Consider the following 24,998-nt stretch of genomic DNA (forward strand, 5'->3'; position numbering starts at 1 on the left):
GCCTGAATCCCAGAGCATCAGGCGCGGGAGACTTTCAGGCTGGTAGGGTGACCAGGGTTGCCTTCGAGCTTGATCCCTCGTTGGTTGGCCTGGAGATGGCGGAGAATTTTATAGATGGTTTCTTGCTGATCAGGGGCTGCCAAGCGTTCTGCCAAATCTGCCAGGGTGAGGGAGGTGGGGGTCTGCTGGAGTACCTGCATCACCTGGCGTTGCAGGTCGAGAATCGCCGCGGCGGCTTTCTTCCCAGCTTCTACTCCTGGTTGATGGTAGGCATTGACATTCACCAAAAAGCCATATAAACCAACGGCTCGTTCGTAGAGCGCAATCAGCGCTCCAACGGAGCGGGGGGTCACTTGAGGAATGGTGACCGTGATCGAATCGCGATCATTCTCATACAGGGCTTGCCGGGTGCCCTGCAACAAACCCGAGAGATAGTCCCCGGAGGTGACGCCCGGTTCTACTTCCACGGAGGGTCCCTGACGATCTGCCAATACTTCAATAAAGGTCATAAAGAAATTAAGGACACCCTCCCGCAATTGTTGGACGTAGGCGTGCTGATCCGTTGAACCTTTATTGCCATAGACAGCAATGCCTTGGTGGACAATGTTGCCATCCAGGTCTTTTTCCTTCCCCAGGGACTCCATCACCAACTGTTGCAGATAGCGGCTAAACAATAGCAAGCTGTCCTTGTAGGGGAGCACCACCATATCCTTTTCTCCTCGGCCATTCCCAGCAAAATACCAGGCAAAGGCCAAAAGCGCAGCCGGATTGTGGCGCAGCTCGGGGACGCGGGTGGCGGCATCCATTTCCTTGGCACCCGCTAGCATGGCTGAAATATCAATTCCCTGTAAGGACGCGGCCAAGAGTCCCACCGCCGATAGCTCCGAAGTTCGTCCCCCCACCCAGTCATGCATGGGGAAGGTGGCCAGCCAGCCCTCCGTGGTGGCGATCTGATCTAAGCTACTGCCTTTGCCGGTGATCGCCACCGCATGGTCAGCAAAATCAAGGTGGCGATCGCGGAAGGCGGCCTTGACCTCAACCATGCCGTTCCGAGTTTCCGGGGTACCGCCGGATTTAGAAATAATTAACACCAGGGTGCTGGGGAGGTGGTCTTGGAGTTGGGTCAGGACACGATCAATCCCGGTGGGATCAGTGTTGTCGATGAAGTGAATCTGCATCGGTGGGGCGGTGGGAGCCAGAGCCGCCGCTACGAACTGGGGGCCAAGGGCGGAACCGCCAATTCCCACCGAGAGAATGTCGGTAAATCGGGGGGCTTGGGGAGGGTGCAGCGTTCCCGTGTGGATTTTTTGAGTAAACGATGCAATCTCTTCTAGGGTCTCAACAATCTCCTGTTTCAGATCTGCATTGGGAGCCAAATCTGGATCTCGCAGCCAATAGTGCCCCACCTGGCGCTGTTCATCGGGATTGGCGATCGCCCCCGCCTCTAAAGCCGCCATTGCCTGGAAAGCACACTCAAACCGGGGTTGCATCGTTGCAACCAGATCGTCCTCAAACCGCATGCGGCTGATATCCAGATAGAATCCTAATCCCTCATGGTAGTAAAGCCAGTCCTGGTAGCGTTGCCAAAGGGTTGCCGCGTCCATCAGTAGACCTCAGATCGTCGAGACCATCCATTAGTTTAAAGGGAAAGGAGGCCAGCGCTAGAGTTTGGAGCTTAAGGAAATCAGGACATTCGTCATCTCTCCCTAAACTAAGATAAAACTGTTGCATTTTTAACCCGTCCGTCCGCCATGATCAGCTACCTGATTTTCCTGACGACCTCGGCAGCCATCTCTGCCCTGTTTGCCCTGGGTCTGAATCTCCAGTGGGGATATACCGGGCTGATCAATTTTGGTCATGTTGCCTTTATGACCTTGGGAGCTTACAGTACAGTGCTGTTGAGTCAGCAGGGGGTGCCGTTGGCGATCGCGGCCTTGTTGGGAGCAATACTGGCAGCGCTCCTGGGTTTGTTGATGGGGATGACGACTCTGCGCCTGAGCCAGGACTATCTGGCCATTGTCACCATTGGGGTCTCCGAGGTGGTGCGTCTGGTGGCCCTCAACGAAGAATGGCTCACCCAAGGTGCCTTTGGTCTCCAGAGTTTTCCCCTCCCCCTGGCCCATTTAGCAGGGGATCACTATAAGTTAGTGTTGATGCTCCTGGTATTGATGGTGCTGGGGTGCGTGTTTTGGGGATTGGAACAACTGGTGCGATCGCCCTGGGGACGAGTTCTCAAAGCCATTCGCGAAGATGAAGAAGTTGCCAGAGCCTTGGGGAAAAATGTCTTCTGGTATAAGTTGCAATCCCTGATGTTGGGCGGGGCGATCGCAGGGCTGGCCGGATCGTTCTATGCCTGGTTGATTACCTCGGTCTATCCCAGTGACTTTGAACCCCAGCAAACCTTTGATGCCTGGACGGTGGTGGTTCTGGGGGGAGCTGGCAATAATTTAGGAACCCTTCTTGGAGCGGTGATTTACTGGAGCTATTATGCCCTCACCCGGTTTGCCTTGCCAAAATTGGTGCCCCTGGATGATGCCCGCTTAGGTGCCTTTCGAATTATGGTGATTGGTTTGCTATTAATGGTACTGATGGTGTGGCGACCTCAAGGTATTTTAGGCAAAAAGGAGGAACTCACCCTTGGTCAATAACGTCTCCCCCCCCAGCGCCACTCCCCTGGCCGCAGAGACCGGGCCATTTCCCGGTGCAGGGTCTACCGCACCCCTGTTGGCAGCCCATCGCCTCTGCAAAAGCTTTGGAGGATTGAGAGCCGTGGATGGGGCTTCCATTGAAGTCAGCCAAGGGAGCATTGCCGGACTGATTGGCCCCAATGGTGCGGGCAAAACCACTTTTTTTAATTTAATTTCTAACTTCATCCGCCCTGATCAAGGTCGCGTCCTGTTTGATGGGGAACCGATTCAGCACTTGCAACCCCATCAGATTGCCCGTCAAGGTCTGGTGCGTACCTTTCAAGTGGCACGGGTGCTCTCCCGCCTATCGGTGCTGGAAAATATGATCTTTGCCGCCCAACGGCAAAGGGGGGAAAACTTCTGGTATGCTTGGTGGCCGTGCACCGAGGTGGCGCAGGAAGAACGGCAACTCCGCGATCGCGCCATGACCCTACTGGAATCCGTTGGTTTAGACCAGATGGCTCAGACCTATGCAGGAGCCCTCTCGGGGGGACAACGCAAGCTGCTGGAAATGGCTCGTGCCTTGATGACAGAACCCAAATTGGTCTTACTGGATGAACCCGCCGCTGGGGTCAACCCCACCTTAATTAACCAGATCTGTGAGTACATCCTGACGTGGAATCGCGAAGGTCTCAGCTTTCTGATTATTGAGCACAATATGGATGTGGTGATGTCCCTGTGCGATCGTGTCTGGGTATTGGCGGAGGGGCGGAATCTTGCCGATGGGGCTCCGGTGGAAGTCCAACGAAACCCCCAGGTGATGGAAGCCTATCTGGGGCAATGAGGTTAAGAATCGGATGCCCCTGGCTTTTGACAGCTAATGCCAATAATGGGTGGATAATCCAAGCAATCTTGCCAGAAGTCAGCCCCAAAGACTTGTAGCCCCTCCGGTGAGATCGAGAGCGAATGCCATTGTACTTGGGGAAATCCAGCCGTCTGTAAGGCGCACTCGTAGGTGTCTTGGCTGAGGTAGTAATCTTCAATCGAGAATACGCTCCCCTCACTGGGAAAACTGACGGTGATCGGAGTTCCTTCCCTCAAGTCCCCGGAGATTTGCTTGGTAAAGCCATATTGTTCACAAATCCCATAGGTTTCGGGGGGTTGTTCCAGATGGTTGTTGATGCTGACAAATCGCCCCCCTGGCTTGAGATTGGCAAAAATGGTTTGACACATCCCCAGCAGTTGCTCACGGGTTGGGGCATGGTTGAGTAAATAGGAGGCCACCACCTGATCAAAATCCCCGATCTGCCCCAGGGCCTGCACGTCACAGACGATGTACTCAATCCCCAGGGGCTGAGTGGCTTCTGCTTGCTGAGCGAGGGCAATCATCTGGGCTGAAATATCCACCCCGACGACGCGGGCGGCTCCCCGTTGCTTCAGCAACCGACTGTAGGTACCTTCCCCACAGGCTAAATCCAGAATCCTCTGATCGGTTACCTCACCAATTAAGTTGAGATAGGTATAGGCCTCCACATGATGGCGAAAGGGCAAGGCTCGGGACTGCTGAAACTGTGGGGCGATCGCATCATAAAAGGCACTCATCAGACACTCCTCTCGAAGCGACGGGGGGGGATCAATCTGGGCGGCGGGATCACCGGGACAACCCTGACTAGCATCAAAGCGAAATCCTGCCAAAAACAGCTGATACTCCCCAGTGGACTCAAACCTATGGGCCGAGATCGCCGCCAGAGCCGCTTGATTCAGAATCGGATAGCCAGCACTTTGGATCACATCGGGGTCCCCGACGACCTTTCCCTGGGGATCGACCACAATTCCAATCGTGGCGTTGCCTTTCAAGCGACTGGGACAGGCCAACTTGGGGTAGGGCGTTGTCAGGTCTAGTTTTTTCCAGAGCAGTTGGGAGCTTTTCGCCGTGGTTTGAGCCGCAGCTAGCCAGTCTTTGGTACTGGCAATCGCCTCTCCCTGGGTGGTGCCATTGGGATTATAGGCAAACTGCTGCTTCAGGGACTGGAGATGGGCGATCGCCGCGGGTGGAATTTGAGAGGGGCGATCGCCGGCAGGGGGAGTGACGCTGGCTTCTGGGGACGGGGTAGGGGGGGAGATGGCAGGAGCTGTCGAGGGAGTGGGGGTCGGACTCAACTCGGGAATGGGTTGAAAGGTGGGGTTGGTTGCCACCAGTGACTCAGGAGCTGAGGTTGACGGGCGACTGGCAGGCGGCGGCGTTGCAGGTGCCTTGATGGTTGGCCCCTTTGCTATCGGGGGCATCGCCGCCGCTGGGGGTAGCGTGGACGGGGGTGGCGGGGGGGTGAGGGAGAAGGTATAGGGTGCAGAATTGCCAGCACTGGGGAAGGGGGGAAACGTCCCTGGGGGGGAACCCGGAAACAGTTCCGCACCACTCCCGGTTTTGGGAATTAAGGGCTGAAATGAAGATGGGTTGCCAGCACTATGGGGGAGGAGAACCCCAGGGGAGTCCAGTTGGGGCAGTTGACGTTGCTGCTCCGGTGATAGTTGCACCACACGTACGGTTTGCGGGGTGGTGATGCGGGGGGGGTTAGCCCCCGGCCAGAGGGGCACTAGCAGCCACAACAGGCCATGAATTCCAGCAGAAGCTAGGGTTCCTAAAGCGAGGGGCTGGCGTAGGGGGGGGGTTAGGCTTCCAGAATCAGAGCATAGGACATAAGACACTCTCACGCCTCACAGTTGTCATTGGCGAATGGATTGCGAGCAGCGGCTCCACGGCACGGTTCCGTATCTATCCTAGCGGCACCAACCTGCACAATTAGCAGTGAAAAATAGGGCAAAACCAAGTGGGGGCGATCGCCCAATCCCCGATGGATCACTTGATCTGCCTGGGTTGCTCGTTCAATGACATAGCTGTGGTTCAGCAGGTTCCAGCGCTGTAATACGGGCCAGACTTGTTCGTAGACCGAGCTAACTTTCATTAAAACCAGGACATCTGCCATGTGCAGGGCTGTTTCTAAAACTGCTACCTGATAGAGCGCTGGCAGCACCAGTAATCGCTGGTCGCGAATGGTGAGCGGCAGGCCTAAAGCTGCAGTGGCAGCGAGGGGGGAGCAAACCCCTGGAATGGCTTCGAACTCCACCTCGGGGTGAAGCTGTTGGAGGGTCTGGGAGAGATAGGTAAAGGTGCTATAAAAGCTGACATCTCCCTCTGAGACAAAGGCGACATCCTGCCCCTGGTGCAGATATTGCCAAACTTGAGTCGCTGCTAGGTGCCAAGCCTGGATCAGCTGCTCTGGGTCTTGGACAAAGGGAAACGTCAACGGCAACTGCACTTGTTCTGGCTGCACCCATTGGGCGACAACTTGTTGAGCCAAGCCCGGTCGATTCTGAGTTCCGGCGGGGAAGGCAATTACAGGAACGGCCTGTAACCGTCGCAATCCTTTGAGGGTAAGTAATTCTGGATCCCCAGGCCCCATACTAATGCCGTAAAGTTTGCCTAGAGCCATGGTGCAAGGGCGATGGAGTTAACAGGTCGTCTCAGAACAACTGCCAGAATCACAGAAGGACGATCTCCGATCATGGGTCTGCCGTTTCAACGATGGCAGGGAGTCCCACGATCTCCGGGGTCAAGTCAGGATGCAACATATCTGCCATACTCTTGGTAAAACTAGCCAGGGGAACCGCCAGCAGCAACCCCAACACCCCTCCCAACTTCACTCCCACGAGGAGGGAAATCACCACCCATACTGGATTCAAGCCAGTCACCCCCCCCAGTACCCTGGGAGCGACGAAATTATCATTAATCTGGCTGATCACCAAGGCCACCCCCAATACTTCCAATCCCAAGCCAAAGTTTTGCAAGCTCACCAGAAAACTGACAGCACTAATACTAACCAGACCACCCACGGGAATCAGGGTTGCCAGACCTATACAGAGGCCAAAGAGCAGCCCCAAGGGTACTTTCAAGACCAGAAATGCCAGGGTCAAGGTGACACCCATGACACCTGCTAAGGTTACCTGCCCCACATAGTAGTTATGAAAGTTCTGATAGATCGATCGCCGGATCGAGAGACTTAATTTCTGGGGAAACCAACGAAACAGGCCATCCCACAACTGCTCCCCATAGAAAAGCAGATAGATGGTCAGTACCAGAGTAATCAGAATATTCACCACACTATCAACGGTGTTGAAGGCCAAACTCACAACTTGCCCAGTGAGCATTTGTAGCTTTCCAGAGAATTGGGCGGTCAACTGAGTCGCTAGGTTAGTCAACAGCCCCGTAACATTTTCCGGCAGACGTTGGGCGATCGCCCAGTCCCGTACCCCCAAAAGCTGCTTACTGCCCGAGTCAATCCAACTGGGGAGACGATTGGCGAGTTCCGTTAACTGTTGCAACAGTACGGGAGCCAGGGTGCTGCCCAGGGTAATTAAAATCGTGAGCACGAGGACAAAAACAATGCCAATGGCATAGCCCCGCCGGATTCCCAAGCGCTTCAGCAACAGCACTGGGTAGTCCAGAATAAAGGCCAGAAGCGTAGCAGAGGCAAAGATATTCACCAGGGGTTGGAAATAGCCGATGATCAACAACAGCAACCATCCATTCAGCACAATCAAGGGAAACACCAAGCCCCAACGTGCCCACGCAGGTAGCAGGGTACCACTGATCCTGCCGTTGATCGGGGAGGTTGCCATTTCAGGTTTGTTCGCAGATTGCACCATAGTGGTTCAGCCCGGAGTCAGATTCAGAGGAGGTCTAGCCCACTTATACCCCATTTGGTGATTTTTCACTGCCGCGCTATTTCCTCGCGACTCATTCCGGTTCCTGCATCAGCAATCACGCCCCGCCGTTTGATGGCCTGCAACACGGCAACCCCGGTGGGTAGGCTCAGGGTCTCCCGACAATAGTGCTGAGTCAGTTTTTGGGTTGCTTCCACCCCGATCGCCTGGACAATTGGATGACTAGAATTTAACTCCTTGGCACATAGAACTGCCGCCCACCCAGAGCTTCCAACAGCGAGATCGCCGCCTCCAAGCCGATCACCTGAACCAGGTCTTGCAGCGTCGGGGATAAGTCCTTCTCCCGGATATCCTCCAAGTTGCATCCCCTGGTGAATCACCACTACCGAGTCGCTTTCGACGGTTGCTCCTACCGCCAGCAACGTATCCTGCTCTTCTGGGGGAGTTCCCACTGGGTAATCTAACTGGGGATCTCGATGGCGTCACTGCTTGCAGTAAACAGCGGGATCTGCCTCAAAGCTAGAGTGAACGGTTCCCGAGAGGCCGGGAGCGGCCAACAAAAAACACACCAATTGGTTTGTTAAGGGCGGAAACGTGGTGGGGTTTGGGAATTGTTACCTATTGCTATCTTCAAGCCATTCCCGAACCTCCGTCAGCTTGCCAATGACTACATTGCTAGCGCACACCCTCTGAGGGGTTGACAGTCAGCGAGGTCAGAGGCGGCATGTCATGGATAAAAGTTTCCAAACGCATTTTCAGCACCTGCCACGATTTTTATGAAGTTTTATTGCAACTTGCGTAAAACAATCTCTGATCGACTGACTTATCTATAGAGCTGTGGAAATCCTGCGGATGCTGTAGGACTAAACCCCTTCTCTACCCAATAACGATTCAGTTTCTTTCTTCATTCCTGATCACGTACACAATCTTGGAGGTTGCTGATGACAGACTTTATAGTGACAAGTGTGATAGACACTTGGCCTTTGAAGGGTAAATCAAATCGAGTGCAGGTGAATTGACCAAGGAATTCAAGCCATCTAGCCATCACCCTTTAGAAAACCAGAGCCAATTCTTCTACGTGAGGAATAAGATCCCTTTTTTGCAAGTTATGATCCCACCATGAAGACTAAGCAACCAGATTTTATCGAATAAAAATAACTAGAATGCTTTACAGATAAAGTATTGAGCGATTTCGTGCGTAGTTTCTATATCAGGATTTTTAAAATATAGTCAATTCAGATGGGGTATGCTAACATCCCCATAACGCTTAATCCACGGGTAATTCTGGGTATTAAGCACCAATTTGCTTAGATTCCAAAATGGGATCTAAATATAGTTAGACACCAGGTACAGATTTCAGAACATCTTGATTTGTGGACGACAAGCTACTTAAAAAATACCTTGAATACGCTAACACCGAAGAGTCCTTCGCAGTTCTCTTTGTGAAAAAGCATCTCGCTCAAGCAAAAGGTTATTGGGTAGATATTGTCGATTGCCAACGCTATGAGATGTCCTCAGATAATTTGCATTTCAGATTTGTCGTAGGTGGTCTGTATAAGAGAAAGATACAACCTCAGTATCCATCAAAATCTGTATACACCATTGATGGCAAATTCGATGAACGCAGATATTACTTGATGGTACGAGCCATAACTTGGGAAACCGCACATAAGGACATTGAACAGCAGAAATCAAAAAACATAGCATCACGGAAATTTAAGATAACAGGTATAAGCTACGATAAAAATCGAAGCAAAAAAGACTTTTTTCGGGAGGATGCACCACCGGAAATAAAGGCTCTTGCAAATAATCTTAACGACCGCACAAACCCACTATGGGATAGAGCCTTGCAATACGCCAACAAGCCAGAGTTTGTTTATGAGATCAAGAAAGTTCACATCAACTAGCATGGTGCCTAACAAGCGCGTGCACACGGAACGGAGGTTTACGAGATCGGTAATGATGCAAATATCATCGCCGTCCGGTGACGCGCAGACCGTTAGCCTGCTTCGTTCTTGGTGGTGGCGGTACAGCCAACTTTCCTGTTGGTACGCAAGTTCAAAGTATTCCAGAAATCTTTTGTAGGACGAGGTTTTGCAGCAATCGACCGGGTAGTTGGAGCAAGTTATACTGAAATAGTCTTCATTACAATGATCGGGTTTGATGCCTACAGATAGCCAGTTAGGATGCTTGTATCGAATTAGCTACCACTTAACGTATCGAATGTTACAACCTATTCATCTGGTTTGTATCGATGGTCGAACCCAGAATTTGTATGTGTTGGAAGGGCAAAACGAGGAAATTGAGTTTGAAGTTACTCCAAATGGAGAGGTGCTGTGATGAGTTCAATTAACTATACAGCAATGTCTTATCAAGAACTAAGACGTTATTTCCTGACCCATCGAGATGATAATGCTGCTTTCCAAGCTTACTTAGCAAGGCGAAGGGAGCGTTCACGTCCTGTCATCACAACAGTTAACGATCCAGACTTTGATAGTAAAATTCAGGCATCTATTCGTCAGCAAATAGCAGAGTATCAGAGTGGCAACGCAGGCTAACAACCCTAGTGCAGCGGATTGACCGAAGCCGCTTGGGTGGGATGCAAAGCTCCTGGCAACCGCTGACTAGGAACGTTAGCTTGTATATCCCTAAAAAGAAATGGGGCAAGATCCAAGGCAAAAAGTATGGGAACTATGTCAAGTCGATCTTGATGCGGCGTATTGTCTTGCCCACAAAGCTCAGTGGTATTGGTATCGTTGTCAGGCTTTAGCAGCAGTTGCTTGGCACACTAAGCCTAAACCAAAATTTTTAAAGATTGCAAATGAGGCATTAGAAGCGGCCGCTGAAATACAAGAGCCAAACAGGATAGTATCTTGTTCTGCTTGGGTCATATATGCAATGGCAAATCGTAGTGATGTAAGCATCCAATCTTCTGTAGAGAAATTACTCGAAGTTATACGAAGTGAGGAAAATCCAGTATGTCAGGCAGATGCATTACTTTTACTTTTTGAGGCTGTATTCCGTAAGAAGAATATGCGAAAAATAGTTCTTTCTCCATTATTAGAAGCCTGTCAAAAAATGAAAAGTTGGAAGCAACCACGAATATTAAAGGATATTTCTCTGATTTTAGCAATCGATGATTTGACATTAGCGAATGAGGTTGTTGAAATGATTAAGAAGGAATCCATTAGGCAACAAGCGAAAGAATCTATTGATAAAGGTAAGTGGCTGGGAGCACATGAATTTTTCCCATATTATGCAAAGTGCACCAGCTAACAAGCGCTTGAACTCGGAACGGAGATATACGCTATCGGGTATGATGCAAAAATAATTTCCGTCCGGTTAAGCGCAGTCCGTTCGACCGCTTTGTTTAAGTCTTTGTGACGTAGTTCGGAAATGGTGAGGGAGACGCAATCACGAAGATAATTAGTGCACTTTAGCGTTTGCCATAACCAATTCTAAAAAGTAGGTTGTCAAATCTGAGTGGCTATTTTCTCTACCCTACATTAGATCAATTTTAAGCTGGCATAAGTCTATGTATCAATCTCAACAGCATTTGGCTCAGGAAGCAAGTAACAAAGAACCGTGGCTTGCCGTCAATTTATCTAGGATTTTGCCAGGTATAGGGCAGATTTATGCTGGGAAGGTGCTCAAGGGGTACATCATTTTGTTGAGCTATTTCCTCTTGATTGGAATCGGAGGCTGGCTAATGCTCAATTCTACAGGTAATGCTCTAATTGGCATCGCAGTCTTAACAATCGCGTTTCTGATCTTACCAATTTGGAATTTGTTTGATGCCCATTATTCGGCAAGGAGCAGGAATTCTAGAGACTTTGAATCTACTCGAAAACAAAGCAAAGATGCCTGGTTAGCCGTTTTTTTATCTGGATTCATTCCTGGGTTAGGACATGCTTATCTCAAGCAATGGTTATCTAGCATTCTTTTTCTCGCTGGTTTTATTGCAGTTTCCATGCTTGCCAGTGTGTTGAAGGGGGCGTTAGTTTTCCTTGCCTTCTACCACGTTTATGTTTCTGCTCCTGTACGTCGAGAAAGATCGCATCGAATAGTGATGCTATTTATCGCGGGATTCATCAGCATTTCAGTTGTACTTGCAATATTAGCGATCGTTATCCGACAGTTTGTAGCTGAAGCACGATACATTTCATCAGGCTCAATGCTGCCTACTTTACAAGTTAACGATCGTCTCATAATTGATAAAATGACTTATCAATTTAGTATACCTAAACGGGGTGACATTGTTTCATTTTTGCCTACAGAGGCTTTGCAGAAGCAAAATTTACACGATGCCTTTCTTAAGCGCATTATTGGGCTACCTGGAGATAAAGTTCAAGTCAAAAATGGAAGCGTGTATATCAATGATCAGCCGTTGCGTGAAGACTATATTGGCAAGGATGAAGCACCTCAGTATGAATTGGATCCGCAGGTGGTTCCGCCAAATTCTTATTTCGTTTTGGGTGATAATCGAAACAATAGCTATGACAGCCACTATTGGGGATTTGTGCCGCGCAAGAATATCATTGGAAAAGCTAGTCAGCGATTTTATCCTTTTGATCGCGCTGGTTCACTCATAGGAAAATAGGATGTATGGATCTCAATCATAAATCTAGTCGTCGTGTGCAGTCAGCGGTCGAACAATTCGGTTGCAGCGGATTGACCGGAGCTGCTTGGGTGAAATGCAAAGATTCTGGCAACCGCTGACCCGCCCCGTTAGCCTGCTTAGAAACTCAGTGTTATAAAAGATTTTTAATATAGGGGTGGTAACTTCAGAATGTGGAAACGAAGAACATTCCATGAATGCGCTAAGGAGTTAGAAACACTCAGAGAAGATTTTAGAGACGCTTACATAAATAAATCGACACTAGATCAAGAAATCCGCAGAAAAATATTACAGGAATCATCTGAAAGAGGTATTGAAATATTACGGGCGCTAGCTCTTTCAATCCGATCAGAACAGGATTTTGGTGCTATTCCTTCGATTCGTACAACTGTTGGTGCTTTGAAACGCTCTGCTAGCACCAGTGAAGTTTCGGCTACGTTAAATAGCTATCAGCCACCTTACAGTGGAAGAATTGGCTTCGAGCCTCTGCCACTTAGAGAAGCATTGAACAAAATCGCCCATGCAGATCCCTACAAGACTGGCTTTTTTGCAGATAATGCCGTCCATGATCTTATTCTCTCTGGCAATCACGGTTCCAACACTTGGATAGCTATTGTGTCGATCGCTGATCTTTGTCATGTGATTAAATCTCTTCCAGACCAAAACGTGCAATCAGTTTAAGTGATTAGCGATACAATAGCTTTATGCAGTTTAACTGTGATGAAAACAAGGCAAAACACAATCTATCAAAGCACGGAGTCTCATTTGAAGAAGCAAAAACAGTTTTTGATGATCCTCTGTATGTTGACTTCTACGATCCAGACCATTCTGAAGACGAGGAGCGTTATCTTATCGTTGGACAATCAAGCCGAGGGCGATTTTTAATTGCGTCGTATACCGAAAGGGGTGATTCAATACGCCTCATTAGCGCAAGAGAAGTGACACGAACCGAGAGAGAAGCCTATGAAGAAGGATAAGTCAGAAATGGAAGATGATTTACGAGCAGAGTATGACTTCAAGAGCCTCCGAGTCAGAAAATTAGGCTCTGGAAGAAAAAGCTTTGGCGGAACCACTGTACGGTTAGAACCTGATGTCGCAGAGATATTTCCTAGTGCTGATGCGGTTAATGAGGCGCTACGGTTCTTGATTAGAGTGATGCGGGATAATCAGGCGATCTCTCCAACGACACAGGCTAACAATTCAAATGCAGCGGACGGTTGAAAACTGCTGGTGCTGAGTTCGAGTTTGTCTGCCGCCGCTGATTTGAGCCGTTACACGTCCTGCGATTTGAAGACAATGGTTGAGGCTGTGCTTAGAGATTATCGTCCATATTTATAAACTCTACGTGTTGATATGATCAAAGAGAGATCGCTGGTCGTAGAAATTTGTAGGCTTTATGTGTTGATATAACCAAAGGGCGATCGCTCGTGGTAGAAATTTGTATGCATTACGTGTTGATATCATCAAAAGGGCGATCTCTATTGGTAGAAATTTGTAGACTCTACATGTTGATATAGTCAAAGAGCGATCGCTCGTGGTAGAGGTTTGTAGGCATTACGCGTTGATATCATTAAAGGGCGATCGCTCGTGGTAGAAATTTGTATGCATTACGCGTTGATATCATTAAAGGGCGATCGCCCGTGGTAGAGATTTGTAGGCTTTACGAGTTGAAATCGTCCAAGGGCGATCGCTCGTAGTAGAGATTTGTAGGTGCTACGGGTTGATATCATCAAAAGGGCGATCGCTGGTCGTAGAAATTTGTAGGCTTTATGTGTTGATATAACCAAAGGGCGATCGCCTGCGGCAGTGCGCGGAGCGCGATCGCGCCTTGGAAAAGACTGTCTCACGATGAAAACGAAGCTGTGATGGATTGGGACGTGCGAGGGACATTTAACGACCCCGTTCACCCGCCGCTAGTACCCTCTCGAACTCACCAACCAACTTAATGCGGTCGATGTGCAACGGGATTGTTAGGCTACTTGAGAGCCGCACGAAAGAAGTAGTTGAGATAGTATGACCTCAAACCTTCTTATTTTAAGTTAACCTATCCAACAAGGTCGGTCACGTAGCATAAATTTAAGGTGAATCAAAGCAATTAGGGATTGAATGAATCTTGTGTCCAAACCCCAGCCCAGTCTCCCCAACTTGTTTGCCCAATCACATAAGTGTAGCGATCGAACAAACGATATTCATAGATATTAGTCAGTATCGACTGCAAATCTTGTATAAATAATTGAGTGGCTTGCGACCAATCTCTCCAAGCGACCCTACGACTAGACTCAAAACGATCAAATTCATTGTGAGAAGTAATTTTAATAGCAATTAAAAGTCTTCGTAGAGCTCCCTCTCTGGTTGGATAAATCGTCCAAAGATATTGTTGGGGAAAAATTTGAAGAAATTCAGTAAACTCATTAACAAATTCTAAAGTTCTTGGATCGACCAAATCTGCTCCTTCATGCGAAAGCGGTTCCTGAACGGGCAATGAATAAAGATGCCCGTGGTAGTCAGGAACTTTGCCAATCCCTATCCAGTAATCTCCGTAGGTTCGTCCCAAAATAATATCTTCAAATTCAAAAGTAGAGATGGGCAAAGAACTAGTTATGACGACTGGTAGGTTGGCTTGCTGACCAGGATGATCTAAGCAGAACTGTTCCCAATCTGCCCCACTAAAAATTAAATTATAGATTTCAAACTCCGTCAAATAGCCATGCAAGAGGTTAAGAAACTCCCAATAGTTTTGTTTAATCTCCTGGTCTGATGGCGGTTGGTTGAGTTGATTTGTCCAAGATCGACGGACACGAGTATCGCAAGTTTCTAAAAACTCTGTTTCTGGTATAACTTGAAATTGAAACAATTGTTCAATACTAAATACACCTTGACTATCAGCCTCCCACAAAAATGTTCTGAAGGGGAACTCCCATTCAGGATTCTCACAATTTGCCTCAGCTAATCTACTAGTAGCCGCTTCAAGGCTCGCAATAAGCTCTATATTCTTAGGCTTTGGCATTTGCTCGTCACAGTTAATTGAGAACTAACTCCAGAGGGATACGGTCTTGCTCCCTCTAAAATCTATCAGCCTAACGACCCCGTTCACCCGCCGCTAGTAACCTCTCGAAATCAATGAAGCAACTCTATACGGTCGGTGTGCAACGGGATTGTTATACTGCGTTTTCAATGACTACCAGATTATTCTTCTTCCCAATCACTTAAGACTGAACCATCAGGCATGACTGTCTTCGACTTGAAACATCCACCTAGTTCGGCTTCTTCAACCGTTGCACCTTGCAGATTAGCTCCAGCAAGTGAAGCTTCGTCTAGTACCGCATTCTGCAAATTAGCATTTTGGAGATTAGCCCCGTCCAAATAAGCCTCAGCAAGAATCGCTCCTTCTAAATCTGCTTCAATAAGAATTGCTTCACTCAGGCTTACCTGTTGGCAATTTGCCTTCCTCAAGTTTGCACGACTTAAATCGGCTTTATCGAGTCTTGCATCAAAAAGAATCGCTTCTTCTAGCACCGCATCTTGTAAATTACAGCCACTTAAATCTACTCCTGTCAGTTCAGCTCGGCGCAAGTTGATACCTCGTAGATCTGCATCTTCTAAAACGTCAGTGTCATGGAACTTAGCATCTTCAAAATCCCTTTCACCATTTGCATAGCGCCTTAGTAACTGCTCTACATTCATATTCAAATATCCAAGAATTTAGGCTATCTACTTTCCGAACGGTCTGACCCAAAAGCTGAGGTATAACGGCAAAATGCAGCGGCGGCAAGCAACCTCGAACTAATCACCAGCGGCTTTCAACCGTCCGCTGCCATGAAGTGTTGGGCGGCTGACGCACACTCAGAATTTATCTTATAAAAGGTAACAAACCAAATTCTTGACGGATATCTAAGAGAGAACGATCCAGCAATGGCTCAAACTCAAGAAATGGCAGCAATTTTTGACGATTGCGAGTTTTAAACCAAATTGGAATTAATTCTAGAATTACCCCAGGAAGCACCCTCAAAATTGCTCCATATAGCCAGAGCGATCCCTTTTCTCTGATCATGTCCTCGTACATCACATCAACGGCAGGAGAGTTTTTCATTTTCAAGTACGTTTGAAACGTACACTCACTTGTCCACCAAAATAGCGGCAGAATTTTTAGCTCATCGTACATTCCCGTGTCACAAGCATAAATCACATGCCCTACATCGTGCGCTCGCAAGATTTTGCCGAAGTCTGAAGGTTGTGTCGCTGGATCAGTGACGTGAGGATTGAGAGCATAGTACTCTGCCAGACCTTCTTGCAAAGTTTGAGTACTGTACTTGTCCATATAAAGAGGTTTTGGGGCCATATAGTTTCGATACGGTACGGTATCGTAAATTATAATAGCACCTATGAACGATGCTAAGAAAAAAACACCAGGAAGACCTCGTAGCGCAGTATCTCACCAGGCAATACTGAAAGCTGCGTTGGAACTGTTGTCAGAAGTCGGCTTTGAGGCGATGAGTATTGAGGCGATCGTCACTCGTGCTGGAGTCGGCAAGACAACCATCTATCGGCGTTACAGCAGTAAAGCTGAACTAGTTGCTGATGCAATCGAGATTATTCGGGAAGAGGTATTAATCCCTGACACAGGAAATCTTTGGAGTGATATAGATGCACTCATCGAGAATGCCGCACAAGTCACCCTTACTCCGCTGGGACGGCAGAGTGTCGCCATGATTATCGGTAGTGCATCGAGCAATCCTGGGTTTGCCCAAATTTACTGGGAAAAATATCTACAACCCCGACGACAATCCTTCGCTATTGTCATCGAACGGGCAAAAGCAAGGAATGAAATTTCAAAAGACTTAGACTCAGGTTTAATTTTTGACGCGATGAGTGGCATCATGCTATACGCATTGATCTTCCCGTCTACTGAATCTTGGACAGCCTATGTTCGTCGTGCCCTAAGTTTGCTGCTTAGATGAGTTTTGATGTAATTAGCTTTGAATACTCGCAGACAACCTAGATGTGCCGTCCCCACAGATAACATGAAGTCGCCCAACTAATACTTAGCTCTCACTTTGAGGACTAAGTAAATGAGTGCTAAACACCCTGAATTGCCCATGGATTAAACGTTGTGGGAATTTTAGCATACCCCATCTGAATAGGCTATATTTTAAAAATCCTGATATAGAAACTAAGCACAAAATCGCTCAAAACTTTATCTGTAAAGCATTCTAGTTATTTTTATTCGATAAAATCTGGTTGCTTAGTCTTCATCGTGGGATCATCACTTGTAAAAAAGGGATTTTATTCCTCACATAGAAGAAAGACACCTGGTTTTCTAAAGGGTGATGCCTAGAAGATTTTATGGCGTGAATTCCTTGGTCAACTCGCCTGCACTCGACAAGTGGCGATAGTAATGGCGGTCACTGCTGTTAAGCTAATCGTCATTCATGTTTCTTAGATGATCACCTTGCGGCAAGGGCTTCAAGCCTAGTTTTCTTCAGATCTCATTTCAGCTGATCGACTCGGAATTCATGCTCCATCGCACTTTGATTCACATTGTCCCAGATCTCAATCTCAGTGATCATTAACAGCTCCGTAGTTGAAATTTAGAATTGAGGAGTCAAAATCAAAAAACTCTTCTGGATTTTGACTCCTCAATTCTTGAGCCAGAGCCTACCGCATCTGAGTCAGAATCACCATGGTACTGAGAATCCTTCGATCAGCCATTGAGTTTTTGGGTAAGTAATTGATTCGTCAATTTAGGATCAGCCCGTCCACCTGTCTGCTTCATGACCTGCCCAACAAAAAAACCCAAGAGCTTGGTTTTGCCATTTCGATATTGCGCCAGTTCTTTGGGGTTGGCAGCCATCACGGTGTCAATGGCCGTCTCTAAGGCACCTGTGTCAGAAATCTGGGTCAGCCCCTTTTGTTCGACTAAGGCCAGGGGTGATCCGCCTTGGGTCAGCAGCTCTGGCAATAAATCTTTGGCAATTTTGCTACTGATTGTATTGTTTTCAATCAACGTCACCAGTTCTGCCAAGGCTGTTGGCTGGAGCGGAATCTCAGTGATACGAAGTTTCTCAGTATTCAGATGAGCCGCAATATCCCCCATAATCCAGTTGGCAGCTGATTTAGCATTAGCTGAGGCTGCAATGGTTGCTTCAAAATACTCTGCAACCGTGCGATCATCGGTTAACACTCGGGCATCATAGGCAGACAGCCCTAGATGGGTTTCGTAACGATGCCGCTTTTGTGCCGGGAGTTCCGGCAACTCTGACTGCCATTGATGCAGCTGTGTAGTTGAAACTTCAATGGGGGGCAGATCAGGTTCTGGGAAGTAGCGATAATCGCTGGAACCTTCCTTACTGCGCATACTAACTGTTTTCTGAGTACCTTCTTCCCAAAGGCGAGTTTCTTGAAACAGGGGTTCTCCTATCTCTAGTGCCTTAGTCTGCCGTTCAATTTCGTACTCGATCGCCCGCTGAATAGCATTGAAGGAGTTCATATTCTTAATTTCGATCTTGGTGCCAAACTTTTCCTGCCCCACCGGGCGCACGGAAATATTGACATCACAGCGCAGGGAACCCTCCTGCATGTTGCCGTCACTCACCCCTAAGTAGCGCACAATGCGGCGGAGTTCCTGGGCATACTCAGCGGCTTCTTGCCCCGTGCGGAGATCGGGTTCCGAGACAATTTCAATCAGCGGTACCCCGGCGCGGTTGTAGTCCACGAGGGAGTAGGTGGATCCAGAGAGGCGCGTCTCGCTGCTGCCTCCATGAACTAGCTTGCCCGCATCTTCTTCCATGTGCAGGCGGGTAATGCCAATGCGCTTGCGTACCGGATTGCCCGCTGCATCCAAGATCTCGATTTCTAGCCAACCATGCTCCGCAATCGGCAAATCGTACTGGGAAATTTGATAGTTTTTTGGCAAGTCCGGATAGAAATACTGCTTGCGGTCAAACTTACTGTAGGGCGCAATCTGACAATTCAGCGCCAACCCTGCCTTAACGGCATACTCCAAAACCTTCTGGTTCAGCACTGGCAAGGTTCCCGGCAACCCCATACAGATCGGGTCAATGTGGGTATTGGGAGTGGCACCAAATAGCGTCGAGCTACTTGAGAAGATTTTGCTTTCAGTATTGAGTTGGCAATGGGTTTCCAGACCAATGACCGCTTCGTACTGAGTTTTGGGGGGAACAGCAGTTGTCATGAACCTGGCGACAGAAGGGACAGAGCGATTGGAATCTATTTTAGCGGAAACCATCGCTGCCTCAAGGATAACCATGACCCGGCTCCTCCATGAGCTGGAGCATACAGGCAAGATCCAGCGATCGCGGCGATCCTTTGTTCTGCTCTCAAGCTCTTTGGAGAGGATGGGTATGAGTTCTCGATAGCTCCCCCTAACTTTCACGGAGGTAGAGGCTAGGGGGAAGCAGAGACCCAGGGTTAACACCCTCAAATGGCCGATCAAGATGATCTAGACGCAGCACTGGCTGGTAGATCGACGAGCCGGTATTTGTGATCTAAATCTTGCTAGAGTTGTTTGACCTGGCTGACTAACTGAGCCACCATCTCTTTGGCACTGCCAAACAGCATCACGGTTTTGTCCTGAAAGAAAAGTTCATTCTCCACCCCTGCAAAGCCCTTACTCATGCCCCGCTTGATCACAATGGTGTGATGAGCTTTGTCTACTTCTAGAATCGGCATCCCATAGATGGGACTACTGCGATCGTGGCGAGCGGCGGGGTTGACCACATCATTGGCACCAATCACCAAGGCAACATCCGTCCGCTCAAATTCTGGGTTGATGTCCTCCATATCGTGGAGTTGGGGATAGGGAACATTGGCCTCAGCCAGCAACACATTCATATGTCCTGGCATCCGACCGGCAACCGGATGGATGGCATATTTGACCTCCACCCCCAGTCTTTCTAATTGATCGGCCAACTCCCGCACCGCATGTTGAGCTTGAGCCACAGCCATGCCATAGCCAGGAACAATCACCACCGAGCGGGCATACCCCAGCATCATTGCCCCCTCTTCTGAGTCGATACTGTGAATCGGGCGATGGTCTCCGACCAGCCTTTGGCCATCGCCCGATTCACCTCTAGCCGTTGCCGTCCCTGCCGTTGCCCCCTTGCCAAAAGCACTGAAGAGAACATTGGTAAGGGAACGATTCATCGCCTTACACATAATGTCAGTCAAGATCAGTCCCGAGGCTCCGACCAAGGCTCCCGAAATGATCAGCATGTTGTTCATCAGGATGAACCCAGCCGCACTAGCGGCCAAACCTGAGTAAGAATTCAACAGGGAGACCACCACGGGCATATCAGCGCCCCCAATGGGAATCACAAACAGAACCCCCAAGAGCAGGGAAATGCTAACTAGTCCTAGAAAAATAGGGACATTCCCTGGACTGGCTAGCAAATAACCACTGCCGGCAAGAAAAATCACCACCAAGGCAATATTGAAGGGCTGTTGGAAGGGGAACGTCATCGGAGTGCCGCTGATCAGACCCTGTAATTTTGCAAAGGCAACCAGACTCCCGGTGAGGGTAATGCCGCCAATCAAGACTCCGAGAATCGTAGTCATCAGACTGTCAACGGGCAAGGCTTCGGGGGCACCCAAAGAATGCCAGAATTCACCGATCGCAACTAGAGCCGAAGCTGCACCGCCCAGGCCGTTGAGCAACCCCACCATCTGGGGCATATCGGTCATTTCTACTTTCTGAGCCATAAAGGTGCCGATGATTGAACCCAGGAGAATACTCACCAGGATCATTTCGTAGTTGAGCACCTGCTGATTCAGCAGTGTCGCCACAATGGCGATCAACATCCCAATGGCGGCCAAGAGATTCCCTCGGCGAGCGGTGGCGGGTGAACCTAATTTTTTCAAACCCAGGATGAACAAAGAGGCTGCTGCCAAGTAACTGAGTTCAATACCCGTAGGGAGAAAATCACTCATCCTCGCGACTCCTTCTTCTTAAACATTTGCAACATCCGATCCGTTACCAAAAAGCCACCGACCACGTTAATGGTTGCCAGAACCACTGCAATTAAGCCCAGGATGACGGTTAAGTTCCACTCACGAGCACCCGCAACCAAGAGGGCTCCAACCACCGCAATTCCTGAAATGGCATTGGAACCAGACATCAGTGGTGTATGCAGGGTAGGAGGGACTTTATTGATCACCTCAAACCCCACAAAGGAGGCCAATACAAAGACAACCAGGCCTACGATTAATTCATCTGCCATTGTTTTTCCCTTATTATGCAAGCGACGGTCAAAGCCTGATCAACTTCTGACTTCTGATGTTTGCTTTGCGGCTAACTCCAGAGCCTCCTGGATCCGCTGGTGGCGAATACTGCCATCGTGGGTAATACAAGTGCTATCCACAATGTCATCACTGAAGTCCAGGTTAATGGCTCCCGCCTGAATCAGATATTGCAACAACGTCAGAATGTTCTTGGCATATAATTGACTGGCATGAACCGGCATGGAAGCTGGGAGGTTGATCGGCCCAATCAGGGTGATGCCATGACGCTGGACATCCTTGCCCGCTTCTGTCCCTGCACAGTTACCACCTTGCTCGGCAGCCAGATCCACAATTACAGACCCAGGTTTCATCGCCGCTACCATGTCCTCGCTGACGAGGAGGGGGGCTCGTTTGCCAGGGACTTGTGCCGTGGTAATCACGACATCTGCAAGTTTGACGTGCTCGGCAATTACTTCTTGGGTACGGAGCTTTGCGGCTTCAGAAATTTCTTTAGCGTACCCCCCCGCTGCCACGGTCTCTTCTTCCAATTGGACTTCAACAAACTTAGCCCCAAGGCTTTGGACTTCCTCTTTCACCGCCGGACGAATATCAAAGGCTTCCACTAAAGCTCCCAAGCGCCGCGCCGTGGCGATCGCCTGTAACCCTGCAACTCCCGCTCCTAAGACAAACACCTTGGCCGGTGCAATGGTTCCGGCTGCGGTGGTTAACATGGGGAAAAACTTAGGAAGGGCAGCGGCGGCAATCAACACCGCTTTGTATCCAGCAATGCTGGCCTGGGAAGAGAGGGCATCCATACTCTGAGCCCGGCTGGTGCGGGGGATCATCTCCATACTCAGGGTGGTGACCTTTCGCTCTGCTAACCGTTGTACCAGATGGGGATCGCCTAGGGGGTTAATGAAACTCACCAGAACACTACTCTCTCGTAGCAGATCCACTTCATGCTGCCCATCTTCCCGCTCCCGGGGGGGTCTGACCTTGAGGACAATATCAGCCGCTTGCCACAGATGGGTGCTCTCTTCAAGGATGTGGGCACCCGCTGCCTCGTAGGCGGCATCCGAGAAATAGGCACCCTCTCCTGCTCCCGCTTCCACCCATACTTCTAAGCCCTGTTTGACGAGCCGAGCTACGGCATCGGGCACTAAAGCAACTCGCCGCTCTCCAACTTCAATTTCTTTGACGACAGCTATTTTCATAAAGGCTCCTGGGACTTGTTCGTAACAATTCAGCTAGCGACGAGCTAGATAGCAATCCACCCAAGTTCTGCCCTTGAGTTGAGCAACCGTTCTCAGCAGTCAAGTCTCAAGCCTGTTTGGAATTCGGAGAGTCAGCCATATAACGCTGGTCATGGCATTGAGTTCTAAACGAACCTGACTCTGGGAATCAGTCTGAGATCTCCCTCCTTGGACTGCCATTGGGATCAACGGAAGCATCTCCTGAGTGGAGCTGAATCAGTTTCGTTGGAATAATGAATCTAGCAATTTATCGCAACTTAGTAGAAGAACTAAATCAAATGTTCCTAAATATGCCGGGGTTTTGCAGTTAATCCAATCTCTCGAACATCCTGACAATTTTGCCAAGGACGGAAGTCAAATTCGGCATCCAAAATAAACCCACCTAGTTGATCATTGCTGTAGGCATCCTAGATTGATCCCCAAACAGCCCATCATATCTTTACCTTATCTTATGGATTGATTCATCCCCATGGGCGCCTGATCCGACAAGCCTTGCCGGGAGTCTTGGGAGCATTGTGCTGATCTGCTGACAATTGCTGTGGCAGAATGAAGCGGGAAATACGACCAGTTAGCCGAAGAAAGCACAATTCTATGACGAAGTTCATTTTTGTAACGGGCGGCGTGGTTTCCAGCATTGGGAAAGGCATTGTTGCGGCTAGCTTGGGGCGACTTTTAAAGTCTCGGGATTACTCGGTTTCTATTCTCAAGCTAGACCCCTACATTAATGTCGATCCCGGCACCATGAGTCCGTTTCAGCATGGAGAAGTATTTGTGACGGAGGATGGTGCTGAGACTGATCTGGATTTGGGACACTACGAGCGCTTCACCGACACATCCATGTCTCGCCTCAACAGCGTCACCACGGGTTCGATTTACCAGGCGGTGCTGAACAAAGAACGGCGGGGAGATTACCACGGGGGAACGGTACAGGTGATCCCCCACATTACCAATGAGATCAAGGAACGGATTCATCGGGTGGCCAAGGACAAAAATCCCGATGTGGTGATCACTGAAATTGGTGGCACGGTGGGCGATATTGAATCCTTGCCCTTTCTGGAGGCAATTCGGCAATTCCGTAAGGATGTGGGGCGGCGCACGGTGCTGTATTTGCATGTCACCCTGATCCCCTGGATTCCGGCGGCGGGGGAAATGAAGACAAAGCCGACCCAGCACTCTGTGAAAGAATTGCGCTCCATTGGCATCCAGCCGGATATTCTGGCCTGTCGGTGCGATCGCCCCCTGCAACCAGGGCTGAAAGCCAAACTCTCTGAGTTCTGTGATGTCACAGAGGCTTGTGTGATCACAGCCCAGGATGCCACCAGTATCTATGAGGTGCCCCTGATTCTGGAACAGGAGGGTCTAGCGGAACAGGTACTCGACATTCTGCAACTGGAACAGCGTCAACCCGATCTGCGGCAATGGCAAACCCTGGTGGAGCAGCTGCACCGCCCTAAACAACGCCTAGAAATTGCGATCGCAGGGAAGTACGTGCGGTTGAGTGATGCCTACTTATCAGTGGTCGAAGCCCTGCGCCATGCGGCTCTCGCTATCAGCTGTGAGGTGAATCTCCGCTGGATCAATTCGGAAGACTTGGAAGCCAGCGACGCTGCCAGCCACCTCGAGGGGATTCATGGCTTGCTGGTACCGGGGGGCTTCGGCATTCGGGGGGTGGACGGGAAGATTGCTGCCATTTGCCATGCGCGGGAACAGCAAATCCCGTTTCTGGGCCTATGCTTGGGGATGCAATGTGCTGTGATTGAATGGGCACGGCATGTTGGTCAGTTAGGGGACGCCCACAGCGCTGAATTTGCTCCCGAGACAAGCAACCCGGTGATCAACCTGTTACCCGAACAACAGGATGTGGTGAATCTGGGCGGAACCATGCGCTTGGGACTCTACCCCTGCCGACTGGAAACCAACACCCTGGCCTTCAATCTTTACCAGAAGGAAGTCATCTACGAGCGGCATCGCCATCGTTATGAATTCAACAATGCGTATCGGAATCTGTTTCTGGAGTCAGGCTATACCGTCAGTGGCACATCGCCGGATGGCCGATTGGTGGAGATCATCGAGCTACCCAGTCATCCCTTCTTTATTGCCACCCAATTTCATCCGGAGTTTCAATCCCGCCCCAGCAATCCACATCCCTTATTTCGTGGCTTCGTTCAGTCGGCGCAGCGATACGCCGATCGCTCCTCTGGGAAATTACCTTTGGCTACGGACAGTGCCAGTTATGAGGCGATGGGAGAACTGCGAGGAGCTTCTTAGCACTGCTTTGCCCCTTGACACTCTGGCACATTGGCTGCAACTCCCTTGGCCGCAATCAGGAGTCTCAAGGTATCCACCTCTAAAAAGAGGTCAAATGGATGTTATTGAACTCAAGAACTACCAAAAACACTGCGTTGCTTATCCCTACTTGCTATTCTTCTCCTCCGACTTCAGCTTTACTTTATAAATTTTTTCTCGGAAATGATCCTGGATCAACTTGAAGTATCTACTATGGGAGCGGAGATACCTTCCCTAGCCTCTTTTACCCCCAGA

General features: G+C 49.3%; 25 protein-coding genes. 12 read left to right on the plus strand and 13 right to left on the minus strand.

Going from position 1 to position 24,998, the window contains the following annotated elements; all coding sequences use genetic code 11:
- Window positions 1-17: 17 nt before the first annotated feature.
- Window positions 18-1,604 carry a glucose-6-phosphate isomerase gene (locus DO97_RS04130; protein WP_036531294.1) on the minus strand — a complete coding sequence of 529 codons (1,587 nt, stop codon included), beginning with the start codon at window positions 1,602-1,604 and terminating at the stop codon, window positions 18-20.
- Between the two features lie 147 nt (window positions 1,605-1,751).
- Between DO97_RS04130 and DO97_RS04135 the strand changes: the two genes are divergently transcribed.
- Both DO97_RS04135 and DO97_RS04140 read left to right on the plus strand, forming a co-directional pair.
- On the plus strand, window positions 1,752-2,648 hold the full coding sequence (locus DO97_RS04135; RefSeq protein WP_036531296.1) for a branched-chain amino acid ABC transporter permease: 897 nt from the start codon (window positions 1,752-1,754) through the stop codon (window positions 2,646-2,648).
- A complete protein-coding gene (locus DO97_RS04140; protein WP_081980609.1) occupies window positions 2,638-3,471 on the plus strand; it encodes an ATP-binding cassette domain-containing protein in 834 nt (277 codons plus the stop codon). Before DO97_RS04135 ends, DO97_RS04140 begins: the two co-directional genes overlap by 11 nt.
- Window positions 3,472-3,473: 2 nt before the next feature.
- On the opposite strand, the gene DO97_RS22875 is transcribed toward DO97_RS04140, so the two are convergent.
- The 4 genes from DO97_RS22875 to DO97_RS04160 form a co-directional block, all read right to left on the minus strand.
- Window positions 3,474-5,333 (minus strand): methyltransferase domain-containing protein, encoded by a 1,860-nt coding sequence (locus tag DO97_RS22875; RefSeq protein ID WP_081980610.1) that lies wholly within the window; start codon window positions 5,331-5,333, stop codon window positions 3,474-3,476.
- A gap of 2 nt (window positions 5,334-5,335) precedes the next feature.
- Window positions 5,336-6,118: a precorrin-2 C(20)-methyltransferase gene (locus DO97_RS04150; protein WP_052128355.1), complete on the minus strand. Its 783-nt coding sequence runs from the start codon at window positions 6,116-6,118 to the stop codon at window positions 5,336-5,338.
- 70 nt (window positions 6,119-6,188) lie between these two features.
- Complete coding sequence (locus DO97_RS04155; protein ID WP_204368467.1) at window positions 6,189-7,331, minus strand: AI-2E family transporter; 1,143 nt, start codon at window positions 7,329-7,331, stop codon at window positions 6,189-6,191.
- Between the two features lie 65 nt (window positions 7,332-7,396).
- Window positions 7,397-7,801 carry a hypothetical protein gene (locus tag DO97_RS04160; protein WP_036531297.1) on the minus strand — a complete coding sequence of 135 codons (405 nt, stop codon included), beginning with the start codon at window positions 7,799-7,801 and terminating at the stop codon, window positions 7,397-7,399.
- Window positions 7,802-8,722: 921 nt separating this feature from the next.
- On the opposite strand from DO97_RS04160, the gene DO97_RS04165 reads away from it, so the two are divergent.
- From DO97_RS04165 to DO97_RS04185, 8 genes are all read left to right on the plus strand, one after another.
- Window positions 8,723-9,256, plus strand: a complete 534-nt coding sequence (locus tag DO97_RS04165; RefSeq protein WP_036531298.1) for a hypothetical protein — start codon at window positions 8,723-8,725, stop codon at window positions 9,254-9,256.
- 256 nt (window positions 9,257-9,512) lie between these two features.
- Window positions 9,513-9,689 carry a DUF6888 family protein gene (locus DO97_RS30045; RefSeq protein WP_420805851.1) on the plus strand — a complete coding sequence of 59 codons (177 nt, stop codon included), beginning with the start codon at window positions 9,513-9,515 and terminating at the stop codon, window positions 9,687-9,689.
- Complete coding sequence (locus tag DO97_RS21915; protein WP_072016351.1) at window positions 9,689-9,907, plus strand: DUF6887 family protein; 219 nt, start codon at window positions 9,689-9,691, stop codon at window positions 9,905-9,907. Before DO97_RS30045 ends, DO97_RS21915 begins: the two co-directional genes overlap by 1 nt.
- A 100-nt stretch (window positions 9,908-10,007) precedes the next feature.
- Window positions 10,008-10,625 carry a hypothetical protein gene (locus tag DO97_RS04170; RefSeq protein WP_036531300.1) on the plus strand — a complete coding sequence of 206 codons (618 nt, stop codon included), beginning with the start codon at window positions 10,008-10,010 and terminating at the stop codon, window positions 10,623-10,625.
- Window positions 10,626-10,884: 259 nt separating this feature from the next.
- Window positions 10,885-11,949: a signal peptidase I gene (gene lepB, locus DO97_RS25855; protein ID WP_052128356.1), complete on the plus strand. Its 1,065-nt coding sequence runs from the start codon at window positions 10,885-10,887 to the stop codon at window positions 11,947-11,949.
- Between the two features lie 189 nt (window positions 11,950-12,138).
- Entirely contained in the window at window positions 12,139-12,648 is a 510-nt protein-coding gene (locus DO97_RS23660; protein ID WP_156120426.1) for a hypothetical protein, read from the plus strand.
- 23 nt (window positions 12,649-12,671) lie between these two features.
- Window positions 12,672-12,944, plus strand: a complete 273-nt coding sequence (locus tag DO97_RS21920; protein ID WP_072016352.1) for a BrnT family toxin — start codon at window positions 12,672-12,674, stop codon at window positions 12,942-12,944.
- The gene (locus DO97_RS04185) at window positions 12,931-13,188 is read left to right on the plus strand and encodes a hypothetical protein (RefSeq protein WP_036531302.1); all 258 of its coding nucleotides are present in this window, start codon (window positions 12,931-12,933) and stop codon (window positions 13,186-13,188) included. The genes DO97_RS21920 and DO97_RS04185 overlap by 14 nt, the downstream gene beginning before the upstream one ends.
- A 386-nt stretch (window positions 13,189-13,574) precedes the next feature.
- On the opposite strand, the gene DO97_RS23665 is transcribed toward DO97_RS04185, so the two are convergent.
- The 4 genes from DO97_RS23665 to DO97_RS04200 form a co-directional block, all read right to left on the minus strand.
- Entirely contained in the window at window positions 13,575-13,814 is a 240-nt protein-coding gene (locus DO97_RS23665) for a hypothetical protein (RefSeq protein WP_156120427.1), read from the minus strand.
- Window positions 13,815-14,062: 248 nt separating this feature from the next.
- Window positions 14,063-14,974, minus strand: coding sequence for a hypothetical protein (locus DO97_RS04190; RefSeq protein WP_156120428.1), 912 nt, complete (start codon window positions 14,972-14,974; stop codon window positions 14,063-14,065).
- A 179-nt stretch (window positions 14,975-15,153) separates the two neighbouring features.
- Window positions 15,154-15,651 carry a pentapeptide repeat-containing protein gene (locus tag DO97_RS04195; RefSeq protein WP_036531305.1) on the minus strand — a complete coding sequence of 166 codons (498 nt, stop codon included), beginning with the start codon at window positions 15,649-15,651 and terminating at the stop codon, window positions 15,154-15,156.
- Window positions 15,652-15,817: 166 nt separating this feature from the next.
- Window positions 15,818-16,285, minus strand: a complete 468-nt coding sequence (locus tag DO97_RS04200) for a hypothetical protein (RefSeq protein WP_204368468.1) — start codon at window positions 16,283-16,285, stop codon at window positions 15,818-15,820.
- 64 nt (window positions 16,286-16,349) lie between these two features.
- Here DO97_RS04200 and DO97_RS04205 point away from each other — a divergent pair, with 64 nt between their 5' ends.
- Window positions 16,350-16,925, plus strand: coding sequence for a TetR/AcrR family transcriptional regulator (locus tag DO97_RS04205; RefSeq protein WP_036531308.1), 576 nt, complete (start codon window positions 16,350-16,352; stop codon window positions 16,923-16,925).
- A 743-nt stretch (window positions 16,926-17,668) separates the two neighbouring features.
- Here DO97_RS04205 and gatB read toward each other — a convergent pair.
- The 4 genes from gatB to DO97_RS04225 form a co-directional block, all read right to left on the minus strand.
- A complete protein-coding gene (gene gatB / locus DO97_RS04210) occupies window positions 17,669-19,159 on the minus strand; it encodes an Asp-tRNA(Asn)/Glu-tRNA(Gln) amidotransferase subunit GatB (protein ID WP_036531366.1) in 1,491 nt (496 codons plus the stop codon).
- A 323-nt stretch (window positions 19,160-19,482) separates the two neighbouring features.
- A complete protein-coding gene (locus DO97_RS04215; RefSeq protein ID WP_036531309.1) occupies window positions 19,483-20,913 on the minus strand; it encodes an NAD(P)(+) transhydrogenase (Re/Si-specific) subunit beta in 1,431 nt (476 codons plus the stop codon).
- On the minus strand, window positions 20,910-21,203 hold the full coding sequence (locus DO97_RS04220; protein WP_036531310.1) for an NAD(P) transhydrogenase subunit alpha part 2: 294 nt from the start codon (window positions 21,201-21,203) through the stop codon (window positions 20,910-20,912). The genes DO97_RS04215 and DO97_RS04220 overlap by 4 nt, the downstream gene beginning before the upstream one ends.
- A gap of 39 nt (window positions 21,204-21,242) precedes the next feature.
- Window positions 21,243-22,418, minus strand: coding sequence for a Re/Si-specific NAD(P)(+) transhydrogenase subunit alpha (locus DO97_RS04225; RefSeq protein WP_036531312.1), 1,176 nt, complete (start codon window positions 22,416-22,418; stop codon window positions 21,243-21,245).
- Window positions 22,419-23,048: 630 nt separating this feature from the next.
- Here DO97_RS04225 and DO97_RS04230 point away from each other — a divergent pair.
- Complete coding sequence (locus tag DO97_RS04230) at window positions 23,049-24,725, plus strand: CTP synthase (protein WP_052128357.1); 1,677 nt, start codon at window positions 23,049-23,051, stop codon at window positions 24,723-24,725.
- Window positions 24,726-24,998: the final 273 nt, after the last annotated feature.

It is taken from the genome of Neosynechococcus sphagnicola sy1 (genome assembly GCF_000775285.1).
GTDB lineage: Bacteria > Cyanobacteriota > Cyanobacteriia > Neosynechococcales > Neosynechococcaceae > Neosynechococcus > Neosynechococcus sphagnicola.

What these genes read in the sequence shown, in the direction of transcription:
- DO97_RS23660 (WP_156120426.1), top strand. Translation starts at nt 12,139, where the DNA reads ATGTGGAAACGAAGAACATTCCATGAATGCGCTAAGGAGTTAGAAACA.
- DO97_RS04185 (WP_036531302.1), top strand. Translation starts at nt 12,931, where the DNA reads ATGAAGAAGGATAAGTCAGAAATGGAAGATGATTTACGAGCAGAGTAT.
- DO97_RS04200 (WP_204368468.1), bottom strand. Translation starts at nt 16,285, where the DNA reads ATGGACAAGTACAGTACTCAAACTTTGCAAGAAGGTCTGGCAGAGTAC.
- DO97_RS04150 (WP_052128355.1), bottom strand. Translation starts at nt 6,118, where the DNA reads ATGGCTCTAGGCAAACTTTACGGCATTAGTATGGGGCCTGGGGATCCA.
- lepB (WP_052128356.1), top strand. Translation starts at nt 10,885, where the DNA reads ATGTATCAATCTCAACAGCATTTGGCTCAGGAAGCAAGTAACAAAGAA.
- DO97_RS04220 (WP_036531310.1), bottom strand. Translation starts at nt 21,203, where the DNA reads ATGGCAGATGAATTAATCGTAGGCCTGGTTGTCTTTGTATTGGCCTCC.
- DO97_RS21920 (WP_072016352.1), top strand. Translation starts at nt 12,672, where the DNA reads ATGCAGTTTAACTGTGATGAAAACAAGGCAAAACACAATCTATCAAAG.
- DO97_RS04130 (WP_036531294.1), bottom strand. Translation starts at nt 1,604, where the DNA reads ATGGACGCGGCAACCCTTTGGCAACGCTACCAGGACTGGCTTTACTAC.
- DO97_RS04230 (WP_052128357.1), top strand. Translation starts at nt 23,049, where the DNA reads ATGACGAAGTTCATTTTTGTAACGGGCGGCGTGGTTTCCAGCATTGGG.
- DO97_RS04225 (WP_036531312.1), bottom strand. Translation starts at nt 22,418, where the DNA reads ATGAAAATAGCTGTCGTCAAAGAAATTGAAGTTGGAGAGCGGCGAGTT.
- DO97_RS21915 (WP_072016351.1), top strand. Translation starts at nt 9,689, where the DNA reads ATGAGTTCAATTAACTATACAGCAATGTCTTATCAAGAACTAAGACGT.
- DO97_RS04195 (WP_036531305.1), bottom strand. Translation starts at nt 15,651, where the DNA reads ATGAATGTAGAGCAGTTACTAAGGCGCTATGCAAATGGTGAAAGGGAT.
- DO97_RS04135 (WP_036531296.1), top strand. Translation starts at nt 1,752, where the DNA reads ATGATCAGCTACCTGATTTTCCTGACGACCTCGGCAGCCATCTCTGCC.
- DO97_RS04190 (WP_156120428.1), bottom strand. Translation starts at nt 14,974, where the DNA reads ATGCCAAAGCCTAAGAATATAGAGCTTATTGCGAGCCTTGAAGCGGCT.
- DO97_RS04155 (WP_204368467.1), bottom strand. Translation starts at nt 7,331, where the DNA reads ATGGTGCAATCTGCGAACAAACCTGAAATGGCAACCTCCCCGATCAAC.
- DO97_RS30045 (WP_420805851.1), top strand. Translation starts at nt 9,513, where the DNA reads ATGCCTACAGATAGCCAGTTAGGATGCTTGTATCGAATTAGCTACCAC.
- DO97_RS04215 (WP_036531309.1), bottom strand. Translation starts at nt 20,913, where the DNA reads ATGAGTGATTTTCTCCCTACGGGTATTGAACTCAGTTACTTGGCAGCA.
- gatB (WP_036531366.1), bottom strand. Translation starts at nt 19,159, where the DNA reads ATGACAACTGCTGTTCCCCCCAAAACTCAGTACGAAGCGGTCATTGGT.
- DO97_RS04205 (WP_036531308.1), top strand. Translation starts at nt 16,350, where the DNA reads ATGAACGATGCTAAGAAAAAAACACCAGGAAGACCTCGTAGCGCAGTA.
- DO97_RS04170 (WP_036531300.1), top strand. Translation starts at nt 10,008, where the DNA reads ATGGGGCAAGATCCAAGGCAAAAAGTATGGGAACTATGTCAAGTCGAT.